The organism is Sphingomonas sp. DMC6 (assembly GCF_056314225.1).
In genome coordinates, this window is record NZ_JBQUYT010000002.1 from 518,405 (window position 1) to 533,939 (window position 15,535).

Sequence of the window (15,535 nt, forward strand, 5' to 3'; positions counted from 1 at the left end):
AGCGCGATCAACGTGCGCCTCGTCAGCGCACGATGTTCTTCGAATAGAAATGCCCGAGGTCGAGTTGGCCATAGATGCCGGGCTCGGCCGCGCAAACCGCCCCGATCGCGTTGATCGGGTGCAGGGCCGTGACCGAACAGCCATCATAGAGGTTAAGCGACATCTCGGTATGGAACGTCGGATCGCCGGCGATGGTGATTTGATATCCGCCTTCGCCGCCCGGCAATGGCTGTTCCCAGTCCGGGCCTGCCTTGGGGTTCAACCGCTCCACCTTCTTGTAGATGATCAGCGGCCTGCCCTTGTAGATGCCTTTCATCGTCCAGCGGACGGCCGCGGTGAGCCCGGCCTTGATCGTGCCGAACGCCGCCCGCGCATCCTCCTCCAGCGCGGCAGTCTCCCATTCGGAGGTGATTTCGTCCAGCTCGACACCGAGATAGTCGGCGATCGCCCGCAAGGTGCTTTCGTGCCAGCCACGCCCCGCATCGTCGGTGTACATCGGTGGCAGATAGTCGAGCGGCTGGTTGAAGCCATATTCGCGCAAGGAATCGACACCGCCATACTCGGTGATGTCAGCCAGTTCGACGAAGGTGATGCACTCGATCTTCCCAGCCCCGGACAGCAGCGAGAAAAGATGCCCGATCGACATATAGCCGGGATCGGTGCCGCCGCAGAAGATGGCCGACCGCCCCTTCTCGCAAGCCCGGCGAATGGGGTCGACGAACCGGCTCCGGCCGAACTGGGGGGCGTGGAGATCCATCAGCGAGGGGGTCACCACGTTGGTTCCCGCTTCCAGGAACGGAATCACGTCCGCCATGCATTCCTGTTCCCGTTTCGCCGAATTGCCCTGGTAGACAAGGCAATCCGCTTTGAGGGCGAGGAGCTCGGCGACATCGCCGGTGGCAATCACGCCGGTCTTCTCGCGCCCGGCGATGTCGCCGGCGTCGCGGCCGATCTTTTCCGGATGCCAGGCGTGCAGCCCGACCAGTTCATATTCCGGATGGCCGATGAGGCCGCGAAGCCCCGGCATTCCGATCGGTCCGGTGCCCCAGACGATGACACGCTTCTTACCCACTGTTTCTCTCTCCTAAGCGACTCTGCGGTCGGATGATCCTGATCCCCGAAGCGGGGGCGTTCGGCCGTCGCGCATCAGCGATGCTTGCGGTCTTCCAGAATGAGATCGGCCGCGTGCCACGCAAAGGCCATGGCCGGGCCGTTGGTGTTGCCGGAAACCTGTGTCGGCATGGCAGAACAATCGATCACGCGCAGGCCCTCCACCCGACGGACCCGAAGCCGGTCGTCCAGAACCGCATGGTCGTCCGTGCCCATCCGGCAGGTGCCGGTGGCGTGAATGCCAGGCTCGGACGCGCGGCGGATATACTCCAGCATCTCGCTGTCGCTCGCAAAGTCGATCCCCGGAACCGTTTCGACGGCCTGGTAGCGTTGCAAGGCACGGGTCGATGCAAAGCGCCGCGCGAACTTCATCACGTCGATGGCCGGCTGGTGGTCGCGGGGATCGCCCAGCACATTGGCATCGATCACAGGTGCAGCGTCCGGATCGGGCGAGACGATTTCGATCGTGCCCGCGCTGTGCGGGCGCATGAAATAGCCGCCGATCATCATGCCATGCTCGCGTTCCAGCGCAGTTTCGGTGAACGACTTGCTGCCGTCCACGGAAAAAGCCCCCATGAAGAGCTGCCCGTCCGGCCGATCGAGCTCTGGCCGGGTGCGGAAGAAGGCGCCCGCCTCGAAAGCACCATCCGCCAGCGGGCCGGTGCCGAACAATTGCTGACGCACGACATTGGCGGCCAGACGCCAGCCGGAAAATTGCCGATTGAGGCTGTCACGGTTGACGCGCAGCTGGATTCCCGTCGTCCCGCGATGATCGCGCAGGTTGCGCCCGACCTCGCGGTGTTCGACGGCTACCTCCACCCCGGCCCGTCGCAACACCTCGCCGGGCCCGATGCCCGAACGCTGGAGCAGCAGCGGCGAATTGAGCACGCCGCCGCTCAGGATCACCTCGCGCGCCTGTACTATGGTCTCGCGCCCGTCCCGCCGTACGACCACGCCGGTCACCCGATTTCCCTCGAGGTGCAACCGGTCGACCGGACTGTCGGTGAAGATGCTCAGGTTGCGGCGCGTGCGGACCGGATCGAGAAAAGCGCTGGCCGCGCTGTTCCGCCGCCCCTTGTGGATCGTGCGGAAATAATAGCCGGCGCCTTCGTGATCGTCTCGATTCAGATCCTTGCGCCGACGCAGTCCCAGTTCACCGGCGGCGGCGATGAACGCCTCGGCGAGCGGCGCCTTGCCGCGATAGGCGGAGATGTCGAGCGGGCCGCCCGCGCCCCGCATGTCATCGGCGCCCAGCGCGTGGTTCTCCATCGCCCTGTACGCCGCGAGCATGTCGGCCCAGCTCCACGCCCTCAGGCCCATGGCGTTCCAGCCATCATAGTCCTGCGGCTGCCCGCGCACATAGACCATGCCGTTGACGGAGCTGGAGCCCCCGAGCGTACGCCCCCGAATCCAGGTTTCCACCCGGTTGCTGCCGCCGCCGACGTTCGCCTCGTATCGCCAGAGCAGGTCCGGCTGCGCATAGATCTTGAGGAAGGCGCGGGGCATGTGAATTGCCGGGTGCGAATCCTTCGGACCGGCTTCGAGGAGAGCCACCTGCGCGGCAGGATTTTCAGACAGCCTATGGGCGAGCACGCAGCCCGCAGATCCTGCGCCTACGATGACGTAATCGTATATCAAGCGGCCTCTCCAGCGCATGCTCTTTTTTGCGTGCGGCATGGTGGAGGCAAGCTACGATTTGAGTCAAGTTTTCTAATTGACGACCGGCAGATTTTTACCCATTGAATCGACAACCGACGGAGACCGAGGACGGGGCTGCACGCCCCGTCGGCAAGGCTCCGATCGAACAAAACCGAGGAGAGGGACGTGCGTCTGGAAGGCAAGGCCGCGATCGTGACCGGTGCCGCACGCGGCCTCGGCGCCAGCATCGCGGCGGATCTCGTCCGGGAAGGCGCCCGGGTCATGCTCTGCGACATTCTGGTCGAGCAGGGCCAGGCGGTTGCCCGGGAGATCGGCGAAGGCGCGGTCTTTCGCGCGCTCGACGTGACGAAAGCCGATCAATGGGCGGAGGCGGTGGCGGCAGCCGAGGCGCGCTTCGGCACGGTCGACATCCTCGTCAACAATGCGGCGATGATCGAGCAGGTCCCGTATGACGACGTGACCGAGGAACTGTTTCGCGCGATCTTCGAGGTCAATGCGCTGGGGACGTTCCTGGGCATGAAGGCGGTGGTCCCGGCGATGCGTCGCGCGGGTGCGGGATCGATCGTCAACATCTCGTCCACGGCGGGGATCCATTCCTCGGGCGGGCTTGCCTATACCGGTTCGAAGTTCGCCATCACCGGTCTCACCAAGACGGGTGCGCACATGCTGGGGCCGGAGCGGATCCGGATCAATTCGGTCCATCCCGGCTGGATGCGGACGCCCCAGACGGAGGCAGCCCCGCTCGACTGGGTGGCCAGCCTGCAACCGCTGCGCGCGGTGATGGAGACGCGCGAAGTCGCGAAACTGGTGTCCTTCCTGGCATCGGACGATGCTTCGATGATCACCGGCAGCGCTTATGTGATCGATGCCGGCGCGCTCCTCATGGGCGCGCGCGACATCGTCGATCGCATGCACGAGCATATGGCCTGACCGCGAACGCGGCTGGCCGTCGACCTACCCGATCAAGAGGGACACCAAGATGAACATAGACCTGACCGGCAAGACCGCACTTGTTACCGCATCGACCAGCGGGATCGGCCTCGCCATCGCCCGCGGCCTGGCCGGCGCGGGTGCCGCCGTCATCGTCAACGGCAGGCGTTCCGACGTCACCGACGGGGCGGTGCGCGAGTTGGGCGCACAATTTCCCGGCGCTTCGGTACGCGGCATTTCCGCGGACCTCGGAACGCGGGAAGGGGTCGACCAGTTGATCGCGTCCGTCGACTCGATCGATATCCTGGTCAACAATCTCGGCATCTACGAGATGGCAGATTTCTTCACCGTGCCCGACGAACAGTGGATGCGCTATTTCGAGACGAACGTCATGTCGGGCGTTCGGCTGGCACGCCACTATATGCCCGGCATGCTGCAGCGCGACTGGGGGCGCCTCATCTTCATTTCCAGCGAATCGGGCGTCACCGTCCCGGATAACCGCATCCATTACGGCGTGACCAAGGCGGCGATGTTGGCCGTCGCCCGGGGCCTTGCCGAAATCGCGCGCAATTCCGGCGTGACGTCGAACTCCATTCTGGTCGGCATCACGATGACCGAGCATGTGGAGCGCTCGATCGCCGAAGCAGCGGCAACGCAGGGGGTGACGACCGCGGAAGTTCACCGCCAGATCGCCACCCAATATCGCCCCTCGCAATTGCTCGGGCGGCTGGCGAGCTCGGAAGAAGTCGCCAACATGGTGGTCTACACCGCTTCCCAACAGGCTTCGGCAACCACCGGCGCGGCGCTGCGGGTAGAAGGCGGCGGCATTCCGACGATCTTCTGACGCTGGGGGCGGTTCACGCCGTCATGCGGTGGACCCCGATCGCCAGCGGCAAATCCATGAAGCTGCGAACGCCCGCGGGCGCCTCGCATACGCCGATGATCGAGTTGGCCAGATGGCCGCCGACGGCCCAGCCGGCGTCGGCCATCGGATTCCGGCCGAACGCACCGAGTTCGAGTTCCATCTTCATCGACGGTGCGCCATGGATTTCGACCTGATAACCCTCCCGCTGACCGGATCCGAAGCGGGGCCAATCCGGCGCAACCTGGTCATCGACGCGGGTGATGTGCTCCGCGACGATGCGGGTCCGCCCGTCTCGGATGCCCGAGGCGCGGATCCGCTCGGCCGCGATCGTTCCTGCCTCGATGCGGCCCGTCGCGATGTCGAACCTGGTCGAGGCCATGGCGAATTCGACGTCGATGTCGATCCTGTCGAGGTTCGTCTGGATGGCATCGGCGACCATCGCGACCGATCCGCCCAATGCGCGCGCAAAACTGCCCGACAAGGCGGACGGATCGAACCTCTCCGGCCGCTGTCCGAACCCGAGCAGGCCCATGATCATGTCGCGGTCGCCGTAATTTGCGTAGTTCATGATCTCGCGCACCGAAATCTGGTCGATCCGGGCGGAGATCTGCGTCAGCGCGAGCACCAGCCGATCCGGCATGAAACCGGGCGAGACGCCGGTGTAGAGAAAGCTTGCATTCCCCGCAGCACACGCCCCCTCCAGCCGCGCCATGGTCTCCGGTCCGAGGTACGGAGGGTAGACAAGCGAATTGGGGGCCGACGCCACGACGTTCTTGCCGCTCGCCAGAAGGGCGCACACAAGCGCAAACAGCGCACCGGAATGGCTATCCGCCTCCAGCACATCCCCTGCTGGCGAATCCCAGGGCAGGAATGCCACGCAATCCGCTTCCGTCGAAAGAAGCGAGTCGCGATCGCGTGTCGCCAAGACGCCGGTTTCGGGGAGGCGACAGAATGCACCGGCATCCCGCCCTTCATTTTGGGGGCTGTGGACGCCGAGACCGACAAGGTGGAGGCGAGGATGCGTAAGGATCGCGCGCAGCGCGAATTTTCCGGTCGCACCGGCACCGAACTGTATGACTTTGTAGGTCTTCATCGCCCACTCCCCTCTCCTGCCGCACGCGTCGCGTCGGCCGGACGGTAGCTATTCAAAAAATCAACCGGTCGGTAGACTGAAAATATCTTGTGGAGCTGTTGGGTGCGGATTACGATGCGGCGATGGCGGCCCGCAAAGGACCAGCCAAAGCCCAAAGGGTGCTGTTAGGCCCAAGCCCGAAGGGCGCCGTTAGGAGAGTGTGCATGAAGGCGGTCCGCGTCCATCAGCCAGGCCAATATTCCATCGACGAGGTGCCGATGCCCGTCGCTGGCCCCAAGGACGTTGTCGTCAAAATGCGGGCGTGCGGTATTTGCGGCAGCGACATCCATTTCGTGCAACGGGGCTCTTTGCGCCCCGATGGCAGTCCGATGCCACTGGGCCATGAAGCGACCGGAGTCGTCGAAAGCGTGGGCAGCGCGGTCACGAATATCCCGGTGGGATCCCGGGTGTTCATCAATCCGATGGCGACCAACGGCGCGATTATCGGCACCGGAGCCGACGAAGGCGCCTTCGCCAGCCACATCCTGATCCGCAACGCGGTCATGGGCGAGAGCATCCTCGCGGTTCCTGCCGATCTCAGCATGGAACGCGCAGCCCTTGCAGAGCCGCTCGCAGTCGGTCTTCACACCGTGAACCGCGGCAATCCGACGCCCGACAGCAAGGTTGCCGTGTTCGGCTGTGGGCCGATCGGTCTCGCCGCGATCATCTGGCTGGTGCGTCGGGGCGTGCGCCACATCGTGGCGATCGACGTTGCGGAGGAACGGCTCGAACACGCGCGCCGCATGGGCGTGCATGCCACCGTCAATCCATCGAAAGAGGACTTGGCACAGCGGCTCCGCGAAGAGCATGGCGCAGGCGCACCGGTGATGGGCCAACCCACCGTCGGCACCGATATCTTCTATGATCTCGCTGCCGGCAAGGGACTGATCGATCAGATCACCGCCATGGCGAAGTTCCGTTCGCGGCTGGTGATCGGCGCCATCTACATCCAGCCGGTGGAAGTGAATTTTCGCGGGCTGATCATGCGTGAAATGGAGATCACCACCGCGGGCGTTTACCAGCAGGAGCTGCGCGACGCCCTGAACGAGCTGCCGGCGTTCGATCCCGCCGTTCTCGATGCCTATGTCACCAGCACCTTTCCTTTTGACGATTTCGACACGGCGTTCGCCGTCGCGAAGCAAGTGACGAGCGCCAAGGTAATGCTGACCTTCGCCTGAAGCGTTTTCCCTGCTCGCTGGAGCGCAGATCATGGGTGAGAGCCTCCAGCCGTTGCAGGCGCGGCTGCGCGCGAACCGTGCCGAGATTCCCGCCACGGTGGAGGAGATGCTGCGTGCCTTCTCGGTTGTATCGAGCTCTCGAACGGCGCTTGAGGACATAGAGATTGCCCAATCGGCACCTTGCATTCGGCTACGGCCTGCACCACTGCCTCGGCGCGCCGCTTGCCCGGCGCGAATTGCGGATAGCGATGCACAGCTGGTTCGACCTCGTTCCTTCGTTCCACCAGAGGGGCGATCCGAGCGCCGGTTTGCCGTGCTGGGTGGGGAATATGCTCTCGGTGGAAGCGCTGAACCTCGCCGGGTGATGACGCGAACGTGCGACCACACAGCCTCAAGGAGAAACGCGTGAGCCTGCCAGATCGACACCATGCGGCAGCGGTCCATATACCTGCGCTGCACCATATCGTCGATGGTGCTGCCCTATGGGGTCGATCCCAGGGCGTTCACCGACACATCAATCCATCGACGGGGGAGGTGCAAGCCGATATTCCGCTGGCAGGCGCCGACGAAGTGGATGCCGCCGTTGCCGCCGCGAAGCGGGCATTTGCAGGCTGGCGCGCGAAGCCGCCGCTTGAGCGGCGCCAGATACTGGAACGCCTCGCGACACTCCTCGGCGACCATGCCGACGAGTTGGCCGTGCTTTCCAGCCTCGAGTTCGGCGGTGCGGTTTCCTTCACCCGCCACATCAGTTTGATTTCCCAGAAGTTCACCAGCTATTATGCCGGGTGGGCCGACAAGCTGGAAGGACAGATCGCGTCACTGGACGAGGCCGGCTTCGTCTACAGCATTCCCGAGCCGCTTGGCGTGATCGCAGTCATCGTGACCTGGAACGGCCCTATCATCTCGTTGGGAATGAAGGTGATCCCGGCGCTGGCAGCCGGCAACACGGTCGTTCTCAAACCAGCCGAAATCGCCCCCTTCACCGCGCAGAAGTTCCTGGCGCTGGCGACAAGGGCGGGTGTCCCTGCCGGCGTGATCAATCTTGTCCATGGCGGTGCGGCCGCGGGAACGGCGCTGACCGGCCATCCAGATGTCGCCAAGATCACCTTCACGGGAGGCGCCGCGACGGCGCAACGCATCCTCGAAGGCGCAGCCCGCAACCTTACGCCGTCGGTACTCGAACTCGGCGGCAAGTCCGCGAACCTCATCTTCGCCGATGCCGATCTCGACGCGGCGTGCCGCCATACCAGCCTGGCAGGGCTGGCGAATGCCGGCCAAGGCTGTGCGCTTCCCACCCGCGTGCTGATCGAACGATCGATCTACAAGGACTTTCTCGAGCGGCTGACAGCCACGGTATCGGCCATGCCGGTGGGCGATCCGTTGCTGGAAGACACCGTGGTTGGCCCTGTGATCAGCGAGGCGTCGAGCCAGCGCATCCTGAACATCGTGTCGGAAGCCGCGGCATCCGGCAGCGGCCGCGTGACGACGGGCGGCGAGCGCCTGGGCGGCGAACTGGGCGACGGCTGGTTCGTCGCGCCAACGGTGCTGGCCGATGTCGATCCCAACAGCGCCGTCGCGCAGAAGGAAATCTTCGGCCCGGTCATCTCGGTCATGTGTTTCGACGACGAAAGCGAGGCGGTCGCGCTTGCCAATAGCACCCGCTACGGATTGTCGGCCTATGTCCAGACGACGGACGAGCGGCGGATCCGACGACTGGTTCGCCAGTTGCGGTGCGGCACTGTCGGCGTCAACGGCGGCGATCCGCTGACCTACAACGCACCCTTTGGCGGGATAGGCCTTAGTGGATATGGCAAGGAAGGCGGCCGGGCAGGCATCGACGAGTTCCTTCATCTCAAGACCGTGCTGGTCCGCTGACGGTTGTGCGATGTCCCCGTCCCTCCCTCCGTGGGGAGGCGGGGATGGGCCGTCCGCAAAGGCCATGCTGCGTCAGATCGATCCGCCGCCGAACGGTACGTCGGATATCGCGCCCGCCAAGCCGCCATCGATCAGCACGTCGGTGCCGGTAATGAAGGACGCACGATCGGAAGCGAGGAACGCCACGACCTCGGATATTTCGTCCAATCTCCCCTCCCGCTTCAAGGGCACCATCGCGGCGAGACGGCGCTTCGCCGGATTCGTCTCCCATTCGCGCGCACCCATCGGAGTTGCGATCAGGCCAGGCGAAACGGACAGGATCCGCGCCTGGCGCTCGGCCCAACGCGCTGCCTCGCGGCGGCAGAGCATCAGCACGCCGAACTTGGACAATTGATACGCCCGGTCCGACGTCGCTGCGTCCTCGCCGAGTTCCGCCCGCAACCGCTCGCTGATATCGTCCTGTGTGGCATGTTCGCGAAGCACCGCTGCGACCGGTGGCGGAACCGCGACCAGATGCGCCCCCAAAGAGGCGATCACGATTGCCGCAGCCCCGGGCTGCGCGAACGGCAGCAGTGCCTGCGCCACTCTTGCCGGGCCCAGAAGGTTGACGCGCATGATCGCGTCGAACGCGGCCATGGACGGCGACATACCGGCGACATGGGCGAGAACGCGAAAGCCCCCGCGCTCCCCAACCATGGCAGCCAGGGCATATACCGACTCGGCACTGGTCACATCGCAACAGGCTGCGGTGGCGGTCCGGCCTTCGCTGCGCAGCGCTGCGGCCCGCTGCTCCGCACGCGCCGCGTCGATATCGGCCAGGAGCACGGCATGGTCACGCGACAAGGTCGCCGCGATCGCCGCTCCCATCCCGCCCGCACCGATCACCACGGCCAGCGATTGTTTGGTCAAAGGCCTCTCCCGCTCCTTCCGCGCACGCGCAATTTGCCCATGCCGTGCCCTGCATGGTCCCGCCAACGTGCAGCCCAAATAGGCCTTGCCATATCAATCAAACGGTCGCTAGGTTGAAACATCAGAGGAGAAGCGACCGGCAACCGGCGCAGGGCCCGCCAACGGGTTCCGTTACTCCTCCCGCACCTTCGCGTCGGCCATAGGGCATCGGTCGCGAAGCAGGAGAGCGATGAGGCGACGGCGGATGAGACAAGCCTATATCTACGACACGGTGCGCACGCCGCGTGGTCGGGGCCGCAAAGAAGGGTCCCTGCACGAAATCACATCCGTGTCCCTCGCCGCGCAGGTGCTGGAAGCGATCCGGGACCGCAACGCACTCGACACCAGCGTGGTCGACGACGCGGTCTTTGGCTGCGTCGATGCGGTGGGCGAGCAAGGCGGCGTGATCACGCGAACCGCGCTCCTTCGGGCTCGATATGATCATCGCGTACCGGGGATGCAGCTCAACCGCTTTTGCGCCTCGGGCCTGGAAGCCTGCAATGTAGGTGCAGGCAAGCTGATGTCCGGCGAAGCGGACATGGTGATCGCCGGCGGCGTTGCGAGCATGAGCCGGGTTCCGATGGGCTCCGAAGGCAGCGCGATCGGGACCGACCCTATCTCGCTGCTCGAGAACTATGTGCTGCCCCAAGGAGTCGCAGCCGACCTTCTCGCCACGCTGGACGGATATGGCCGCCACGATGTCGACGCTTATGCTGCAGAGAGCCAGCGGCGCGCGGCCCGTGCCTGGTCAGAAGGACGCTTCGCCAGGTCGATCGTGCCCGTCAAGGACCAGCTGGGGATGCTACGCCTCGATCGCGACGAACATATTCGCGCCGAGACGACGACCGAGTCCCTGTCGGCACTGCAGCCGTCCTTCGCACAAATGGGCGAAATGCTGTTCGATGCAACCGCGCGCCAGCGGTACCCGCAAGTCGAAAAGATTGCGCATGTGCATCATGCCGGCAATTCGGCGGGCATCGTCGATGGCGCAGCGGCGGTATTGATGGGCACGCACGAGGCGGGTGCCCGCGCCGGACTGAAAGCGCGCGGCGTGGTGCGCGCGGCAGCTTCGATAGGATCGGATCCGTCCATCATGTTGAGCGGGCCCGTGCCGGTCGTGGAGAAGCTGCTCAAGGCCCAGGGGATGACGGTGAACGACATCGACATCTTCGAACTGAACGAGGCGTTTGCCGCCGTCGTCCTCCGCATGATGACGGCGCTCGCCGTCCCCCACGACCGGATGAACGTGAACGGCGGTGCGATCGCGATGGGCCACCCCCTCGGCGCGACGGGCGCGATGCTGGTGGGCACCGCGCTCGATGAACTCGAACGCGCCGACAAGGAGCTCGCCGTGGTCGCACTTTGTGTCGGCGGTGGCATGGGCACTGCCGCCCTCATCCAGCGCGTCTGATCGCTATCCAGAACTGGAACACCGCATGAAACACTGGAAGATCGAGATCGATTCCGACGGCATCGCGCTGATCACGTTCGACATGGCGGATCGCCGGATCAATACGCTGGACGCCGAGACGCTCGAAGAGTTTGCGGCCCTTGTCGCGCGCATCAAGGCCGATGCAGCCATCAGAGGCGTGGTGCTGGCGTCCGCAAAAGCCGGGACGTTTTGCGCAGGCGGCGACTTCACGCACCTCGAAACCTTCGCCGGACCGCCCGAGGCCGGTACCGAAGCCGAAACCCTCACCCGCGACGTGGCGCGGCTGACCGAAGCGCAGGCGCTGTTCCGTACCCTCGAGACCTGCGGCAAGCCGGTTGCGTGCGCCATCGAGGGGACGGCGCTGGGCGGTGGGGCGGAACTCGTGACCGCCTGCCATTACCGGGTAGCCAGCGATGGACCCGAGGCGAAGATTGGGCTGATCGAAGCGAGCCTGGGCCTGCTGCCAGCCGGTGGCGGAACCCAGCGGCTGCCGCGCATCGTCGGCATCCGGGCGGCGCTGCCGCTACTTCTCGAAAGCAAGATCATCGGTGCGGCCGAAGCGTTGAAGATCGGCCTTGTCCACGCCCTGGTCCCGCTCGGCGAGACCGTCGCGGCCGCCCGGAACTGGGTGCGCGAGCATGGCGATCCGGTGCAGCCCTGGGACAAGAAGGGCTATGCCGTCCCCGGCGGCGGACCTTATGTGCAGGCCAACAGCGAAGCCATCGCCGTTGCGGCGGCGCTGTCGCGCCAGCGATATCACGGCAACTATCCCGCGCAGGGGCATATCCTGACGGCGGTCTACGAAGGGACGCAACTTCCGTTCGACGCCGGCCTGCGGATCGAGATGCGGGAGTTCATCAAGGCGGCACGGTCGCCCCAGGCGCGCTCCATCCTGCGTACCAAGGTCGTGTCGCCGCGCGAGATCAGGAACGGCGCCAACCGCCCGCTCGGCATCCCGGTTCGCAGGTTCCACAAAGCCGTCGTGATCGGCGCAGGCCTGATGGGAAGCGGTATCGCCCATGCCCAGGCTGCCGCCGGCATCGAGACCGTGTTGATCGACGTCACCCAGGAGGCCGCGGACAAGGGCAAGGCCCATGTTCGCGCCGCACTCGAAAAGGCCATTGCCCGCGGCCGCTCCTCCCCGGACGCGGCTGACGCGATCCTCGCCAGGATCACCGCTACCACCGACTACGACCGCGTCGCCGACGCGGACATCGTCATCGAAGCGGTGTTCGAAGACCGCGCGGTGAAAGCGGAGGTGGCGCGGCGCGCCGAAGCGAAGCTGGCGCCAGGTGCCGTCCTGGCCTCGAACACCTCGACCCTGCCGATCACCGGCCTTGCCGCAGCGTCCGCCCGGCCGGAGAGCTTCATCGGCCTGCACTTCTTTTCCCCCGTGGAGCGGATGGAACTGGTCGAAATCATTCGGGGCGAGCGGACGAACGACGCGACCCTCGCCGCTGCGTTCGACTATGTCGCGGCGATCCGCAAGACGCCGATCGTCGTCAAGGATTCGCGCGGCTTCTACACCTCCAGAACGATCTCCATGTATCTCGAAGAGCCCTGCGAGATGCTCGCCGAAGGCATCGCGCCTGCGATCGTGGAGAATATCGGGCAGATGACGGGAATGCCGGTGGGGCCGCTGTCGCTCCCGGATGCGATCGGCCTGGAACTGCCCTATCATGTACTGCAGCAGACCAGACGCGATCTTGGCGACGCCTATGTGCCGAGCGCGGCGGATGCCATCTTGCACAAGCTGGTCGTCGAGCACGGACGCCACGGTCGCCGTAATGGCAAGGGCTTTTTCGATTATGCGGAGGACGGCAAGACCAAGTCGCTCTGGCCGGGGCTCGCCGACATCGCCAAACCCACGCTGACCGACGCATTCGACGAGCGCGTCAAGACCGACCTCAAGAACCGCATTCTCTACCGAATGGCACTCGAGGCGGCCAAGTGCCTCGAAGAAGGTGTGCTTGCCGATCCGCGCGAAGCGGATGTCGGCGCGACCTTGGGATTCAGCTTTCCGCTTTGGACGGGCGGTCCCCTCTCCCTTATCGATCAGGTCGGCGTTGCCGCCTTCGTCGCACAATGCGACCGGCTGGCGGATCTGTACGGAGAGCGGTTCCGCCCCGGACGGAAGCTCCGCGAGATGGCAGCCAGCGGGGAGCGCTTCTATTGACCGCCCGGCCCACAGGGTCTGGTGCCGCGCCATATTGCGCCGCGGTGGTTTCGGACCGTGCGCAGCGGGCCTGCTGCAGCCGCTGGGCGATGCGAGAAGCTGAATCGTCGTCGGTAGGAACCGCACGGATCGTGCGTACGCTCGCGACGCCCATGGGACGATGCACATGACGACCCCTGTCCTGACCGATCTGGAAGACGGCATTCTGACGATCCGGCTCAACAACCCGGCCATGCGCAACGCCCTGAGCCAGCCGATGGGCGCGGAACTGATGGCGGAACTGCGCGACGCAGCAAACGACCCCGGGGTCCGGGTAGTGATACTCACGGGGGTTGGGGACGCATTTTGCGCCGGCGCCGACGTCAGCAAACTCGGAATCCTCGATCCGCGCGACAAGGTATCGGCCAAATGGGCAGGCGATCCCATCATGCAGGGAACCGAACAGCGGCACCTGCGGATCAAGGCCAACAGCGAGATCGCGACGCTGCTGCACATGATGGGCAAGCCGACCATCGCCATGGTGCGAGGCCCGGCGGCCGGCGCAGGCCTGTCGATGGCGATCGCCTGCGACTTCCGCTTCGCGTCGGAATCCTCCTTCTTCACCAGCGCCTTCAGCAAGATCGGCGCGTCGGGCGACCTTGGCTGCGCCTATTATCTGCATCAGCTCGTCGGCCCGACCAAGGCGCGCGAGATCCTGATGCTGTCGGACAAGGTGTATGCGGACGAAGCGCTGCGCATCGGTCTGGTCAGCAAGGTCTTCGGCGACGACCGCCTGCTGGAGGAGACCATGGCCTTCGCGCGCAGACTCGCCAGCGGACCGCCGATCGCGATGCGCTACATCAAGAAAAACCTGATCGCTGCAGAAGACATCGATATGGATCGCTACTTCGAGCAGGAGGCAGCGAGCATGGTGCGCTGCTTCCAGACCGAGGATTCGAAGGAAGCGATCAAGGCGTTTCAGGAAAAGCGCCCCGCCACGTTCAAAGGAATGTGAGATGATCGTCGAGGAACGCAATTACAGCTTCGCGCCTGCCGATATCGGGCCGTTTCTGGCGATCTACGAGAAGGAAGGCGTGCATATCGCCAAGCGCGTGCTGGGCAATCTGCTGGGCTATTTCCGTACCGAGATTGGGCCGGACCTCAACGAAATCGTCCATCTCTGGGGCTTCGAGGACCTTAACGACCGCGCGGTTCGACGACAGGCGCTGTGGGCCGATCCGGAATGGCGTGCATTCGCCGCACGCTGCCCATCCCCGGTGCGCCAGCGCAACCGCTTGCTGATGCCGACCGCCTGGTCGCCGATCCGCTGAACCCTGAAAGGATGTGCCATGGGCAAATGGCTGAAATCGACCGAGCAGCTGCGTTTCGAGGTTCGCGACCATGTCGCCTGGATCACCCTGAACCGACCGGAGAAGCGGAATGCGCTGAACTGGCAGAGCTTGCAGGAACTGCGAGACGCCCTTCTCGAGGCGGACGATCTCACCAGCGTGCATTGCATTGTCCTCGGGGGTGCCGGCCGTGACTTCTGCGCGGGCTGGGACCTGACCGGTGGGCAACCCAGTCCGGTGAAGGAACAGCAGGACGCCGCCCATGGCGTGACCGGCGAATATCGCAGCCAAACCGCCACGATCGATGACGATATGTGGCAGTTGGGCAGGATGAACGAACTGCGGCTCGTCCTGTTCGACATGCACAAGCCGGTCATCGCCAAGGTACAGGGAAACTGCATCGCGAACGGCACCGACATCGCCCTGCTGGCGGATCTGGTGATCGTGGCGAGCGACGCGAGGATCGGCTATCCGCCGGTGAGGGCGCAGGGCTCGCCGCCTTCGCACATGTGGCTGTACCATATGGGTCCGCAATGGGCGAAGCGCATGCTGCTGACCGGCGACCTGCTCCGCGGAAGGGACGCCGCCCGGCTGGGCCTGGCGCTGGAATCCGTTGCCCCCGCCAAGCTCGACGCGCATGTCGAAGCCCTGGCCGCGCGGATCGCCGCGACCGCACCGGATCTGCTCGCGTGCAACAAGCGTGTGGTCAATCTCGGGCTGGAACTGATGGGCGCCAAGACGCTGCAGCGCCTGGCCAGCGAAATCGACGCACGCGGGCATCTGTCGGAAGGCCGTATGCAGTTCCGTCGCTCCATCGAGGCCCTGGGGCTGAAGGAAGCGGTTCGCCGACGCGACGCCGCATTCGGCGACGGCATGGTCGACTATAGCCAGGAATAGCGCGC

14 protein-coding genes are annotated in these 15,535 nt (G+C 65.0%); 10 read left to right on the plus strand and 4 right to left on the minus strand.

Going from position 1 to position 15,535, the window contains the following annotated elements; all coding sequences use genetic code 11:
• Positions 1–22: 22 nt before the first annotated feature.
• Positions 23–1,072 carry an NAD(P)H-dependent amine dehydrogenase family protein gene (locus ACT53M_RS06315; RefSeq protein ID WP_064310769.1) on the minus strand — a complete coding sequence of 350 codons (1,050 nt, stop codon included), beginning with the start codon at positions 1,070–1,072 and terminating at the stop codon, positions 23–25.
• Between the two features lie 74 nt (positions 1,073–1,146).
• Entirely contained in the window at positions 1,147–2,787 is a 1,641-nt protein-coding gene (locus ACT53M_RS06320; protein WP_476232178.1) for a GMC family oxidoreductase, read from the minus strand.
• A gap of 147 nt (positions 2,788–2,934) precedes the next feature.
• Here ACT53M_RS06320 and ACT53M_RS06325 point away from each other — a divergent pair, with 147 nt between their 5' ends.
• Positions 2,935–3,699: an SDR family NAD(P)-dependent oxidoreductase gene (locus ACT53M_RS06325; protein WP_064310771.1), complete on the plus strand. Its 765-nt coding sequence runs from the start codon at positions 2,935–2,937 to the stop codon at positions 3,697–3,699.
• A 49-nt stretch (positions 3,700–3,748) separates the two neighbouring features.
• Complete coding sequence (locus tag ACT53M_RS06330; RefSeq protein WP_064310772.1) at positions 3,749–4,543, plus strand: SDR family NAD(P)-dependent oxidoreductase; 795 nt, start codon at positions 3,749–3,751, stop codon at positions 4,541–4,543.
• Between the two features lie 13 nt (positions 4,544–4,556).
• Here the strand turns inward: ACT53M_RS06330 and ACT53M_RS06335 are convergent, their stop codons facing one another.
• Positions 4,557–5,657: an NAD(P)H-dependent amine dehydrogenase family protein gene (locus tag ACT53M_RS06335; RefSeq protein WP_476232181.1), complete on the minus strand. Its 1,101-nt coding sequence runs from the start codon at positions 5,655–5,657 to the stop codon at positions 4,557–4,559.
• Positions 5,658–5,746: 89 nt separating this feature from the next.
• On the opposite strand from ACT53M_RS06335, the gene ACT53M_RS06340 reads away from it, so the two are divergent.
• From ACT53M_RS06340 to ACT53M_RS06350, 3 genes are all read left to right on the plus strand, one after another.
• Positions 5,747–6,874, plus strand: a complete 1,128-nt coding sequence (locus ACT53M_RS06340) for a zinc-dependent alcohol dehydrogenase (protein WP_084445135.1) — start codon at positions 5,747–5,749, stop codon at positions 6,872–6,874.
• Between the two features lie 164 nt (positions 6,875–7,038).
• Positions 7,039–7,239: a hypothetical protein gene (locus ACT53M_RS06345; RefSeq protein WP_476232183.1), complete on the plus strand. Its 201-nt coding sequence runs from the start codon at positions 7,039–7,041 to the stop codon at positions 7,237–7,239.
• 40 nt (positions 7,240–7,279) lie between these two features.
• Positions 7,280–8,749 (plus strand): aldehyde dehydrogenase family protein, encoded by a 1,470-nt coding sequence (locus ACT53M_RS06350; RefSeq protein WP_064310775.1) that lies wholly within the window; start codon positions 7,280–7,282, stop codon positions 8,747–8,749.
• Positions 8,750–8,821: 72 nt separating this feature from the next.
• On the opposite strand, the gene ACT53M_RS06355 is transcribed toward ACT53M_RS06350, so the two are convergent.
• Positions 8,822–9,658 carry an SDR family oxidoreductase gene (locus ACT53M_RS06355; protein ID WP_476232186.1) on the minus strand — a complete coding sequence of 279 codons (837 nt, stop codon included), beginning with the start codon at positions 9,656–9,658 and terminating at the stop codon, positions 8,822–8,824.
• 244 nt (positions 9,659–9,902) lie between these two features.
• Between ACT53M_RS06355 and ACT53M_RS06360 the strand changes: the two genes are divergently transcribed.
• From ACT53M_RS06360 to ACT53M_RS06380, 5 genes are all read left to right on the plus strand, one after another.
• Positions 9,903–11,108, plus strand: a complete 1,206-nt coding sequence (locus ACT53M_RS06360) for an acetyl-CoA C-acetyltransferase (protein WP_064310776.1) — start codon at positions 9,903–9,905, stop codon at positions 11,106–11,108.
• Between the two features lie 25 nt (positions 11,109–11,133).
• Positions 11,134–13,305 carry a 3-hydroxyacyl-CoA dehydrogenase NAD-binding domain-containing protein gene (locus ACT53M_RS06365; RefSeq protein WP_476232187.1) on the plus strand — a complete coding sequence of 724 codons (2,172 nt, stop codon included), beginning with the start codon at positions 11,134–11,136 and terminating at the stop codon, positions 13,303–13,305.
• Between the two features lie 166 nt (positions 13,306–13,471).
• Positions 13,472–14,299, plus strand: coding sequence for an enoyl-CoA hydratase (locus tag ACT53M_RS06370; RefSeq protein WP_476232188.1), 828 nt, complete (start codon positions 13,472–13,474; stop codon positions 14,297–14,299).
• Between the two features lies 1 nt (position 14,300).
• Positions 14,301–14,615 (plus strand): NIPSNAP family protein, encoded by a 315-nt coding sequence (locus tag ACT53M_RS06375; RefSeq protein ID WP_064310779.1) that lies wholly within the window; start codon positions 14,301–14,303, stop codon positions 14,613–14,615.
• An 18-nt stretch (positions 14,616–14,633) separates the two neighbouring features.
• Positions 14,634–15,530 (plus strand): crotonase/enoyl-CoA hydratase family protein, encoded by an 897-nt coding sequence (locus tag ACT53M_RS06380; RefSeq protein WP_476232189.1) that lies wholly within the window; start codon positions 14,634–14,636, stop codon positions 15,528–15,530.
• The last annotated feature ends 5 nt before the right edge of the window (positions 15,531–15,535 follow it).